Annotated in this window: 2 protein-coding genes; both read left to right on the plus strand. The window is 36.1% G+C overall.

Translation table 11 applies throughout. The features are described 5' to 3' along the window. Positions 1 to 458: 458 nt before the first annotated feature. Positions 459 to 1,100 carry a nucleotidyltransferase domain-containing protein gene (locus OKC27_RS22645; RefSeq protein WP_182970927.1) on the plus strand — a complete coding sequence of 214 codons (642 nt, stop codon included), beginning with the start codon at positions 459 to 461 and terminating at the stop codon, positions 1,098 to 1,100. Next, positions 1,087 to 1,512, plus strand: coding sequence for a hypothetical protein (locus OKC27_RS22650; protein ID WP_270806744.1), 426 nt, complete (start codon positions 1,087 to 1,089; stop codon positions 1,510 to 1,512). The genes OKC27_RS22645 and OKC27_RS22650 overlap by 14 nt, the downstream gene beginning before the upstream one ends. The last annotated feature ends 10 nt before the right edge of the window (positions 1,513 to 1,522 follow it).

Here is a 1,522-nt window from a genome sequence, read left to right on the forward strand (position 1 = left end):
GCAAAGTAAACTGGATGGCTTTCTTGCCGCCAAGGATCTGATGGCGCAGGGGATCAAGATCTGATCAAGAGACAGGCGTAGCGAAGCTCAACAAGCGAGCATGATTACGCCAACCAGAGCGGGATAAACAAGGATGTGGCGAAGCCGTAAACAGATTGACAGGCATATATCACAGTAAACGTTGGGCTTCACTTCATTCAGCACCAACCTACCATTTTTAGCCCAACATACGAGGTGCGACGGCAGGATGCATTCACTAGTGAGGTAAATCGACTTAAATAAATTACTCCAACGTTGTAGTTTTGAGCAGTTTATCACTGGTTACTAAAAATATTTCTGGCATACTATTTATATCGTAAGTAAAAATACTCATTATTATTTTCACTTACGAAATGGATAGATAACATACTGGTCTATATTGCATAGCTTATTATGTACATAACACGATGAGAGTATAGATGTATTCAATATTAATTGGGTCGTATGCTAGAGGTGATTACAACAATAATTCTGATTGTGATGTTGTACTCATAAATAGTAGTGAGGCTAGCGTTGATAAAGACCTTTTACCTATTAAAAAAAAGGAACTGGTGAATTTCATCTCATACGATAGTACTCAATTTAATTCTCTGTATGAGAGTGGAAGCTTGTTTATATATCATATTCTTTATGAAGGTATTGTTATAGACGGAAGGCAAGATTATTTCAATGAATTGAAAAAGAACTTTCATGTTCAAAAGCGATTTAATAATGAGCTAGGAAAAATTTACACGACAACTCAGCTTTTAGCCGAGGTAGATATCTTTGGGGGAAAACACCTAACCCCACTTGTTAATGCTTTCACAGAGTTAAAGAACGCTTGCATATTCTACCTTGCCCATCACAGCATATATGAATTCAATAAGGAAAAATGCTTTGACAGAGCATTAACTCTGCTCGGCCATAGTACCTCAATCAAGAAAATAAAGTTGTTTTATGACTATTCCATCCGTAATATTGATCTCGATCTTCCCTTCAATCCAAATGATATAAAAGAAAGCTCCGCCTTATTATTAGAAACCAATAGAATTTTAAGAGATATTTATCATGCCTGTAGCTAAACCTATTCTTTTGAAAATACACTTATTATTTCATGAATATAATGTCGCTGACAATAATGAAGAATTTGCAAAGATCCACAGAAAAGAAATTAAGATCATCGTTGATAGCCTTTTTGAGCAAATCATTGAATCCCTATTAGGGGAGAAGCCAAGAAATGCTATGACTGCAAGAGTTATGATAAATAATCATGACCTATCCAACAGTACTGACGCAGATAAAAAACTATTAGGTGCATTAAAAAATTTACTCTCTCAATATCATTGCTTAGACTCCAAAGCATATATAGATCACACTAATTCAATTGTTGATTTTGTATCCAATGAGTTGTATGAGTTAAGCCTATCCCCAGGGCAAGATCGCGAACGTTTTTTAAGCAGGGCACGAGGATTTGACCGACCGAACAGGGTGTGATCTTATACTC

The organism is Aeromonas sp. QDB62 (assembly GCF_027705695.1).
Lineage (GTDB): Bacteria > Pseudomonadota > Gammaproteobacteria > Enterobacterales > Aeromonadaceae > Aeromonas > Aeromonas allosaccharophila.

Excerpts from the sequence above, each read along its gene's own strand:
- OKC27_RS22645 (WP_182970927.1), top strand. The coding sequence starts at position 459 with ATGTATTCAATATTAATTGGGTCGTATGCTAGAGGTGATTACAACAAT.
- OKC27_RS22650 (WP_270806744.1), top strand. The coding sequence starts at position 1,087 with ATGCCTGTAGCTAAACCTATTCTTTTGAAAATACACTTATTATTTCAT.